The organism is Mesorhizobium sp. M7A.F.Ca.AU.002.02.1.1, assembly GCF_003998535.1.
Classification (GTDB): domain Bacteria; phylum Pseudomonadota; class Alphaproteobacteria; order Rhizobiales; family Rhizobiaceae; genus Mesorhizobium; species Mesorhizobium ciceri.
The window spans coordinates 1-386 of sequence record NZ_RZPB01001530.1 but is presented as its reverse complement, the minus strand read 5'-3'; the positions used below and the strand labels follow the sequence as shown (position 1 = coordinate 386).

Below are 386 nucleotides of genomic sequence, written 5' to 3'. Positions count from 1 at the left end.
CATCAGGCCCAGCGCGTCGGCGAGCGTCGCGTCGGGGCCGATGGTGACGGGATTGACCACCATGCCGGATTCGAATTTCTTGACCTGCCGCACCTGCTCGGCCTGTTCGGCCGGCGAGAAATTGCGGTGGATGACGCCAATGCCGCCGGCCTGGGCCATGGCTATGGCAAGCCGGGCCTCGGTGACGGTGTCCATCGCCGCCGACAGGATCGGCACATTCAGGTCGATGTCGCCGGCGATGCGGGTGCGGACATCGGTTTCGCCGGGCATGACCTCGGAATGACCCGGCTGCAGCAGCACGTCGTCAAAGGTCAGCGCCAATGCGCCGGTGGACGTTTCGATGATTTTTGCCATGGCCAGTCCCTTGAACATAAAAACGGTGGGGG

At 64.2% G+C, this 386-nt stretch carries 1 protein-coding gene; it reads right to left on the bottom strand.

Annotated features, from left to right (window positions below):
- The coding region (locus EN879_RS38745; RefSeq protein ID WP_206521130.1) for an IMP dehydrogenase at window positions 1-354 on the bottom strand (354 nt) is incomplete at its 3' end.
- Window positions 355-386 lie beyond the last annotated feature (32 nt).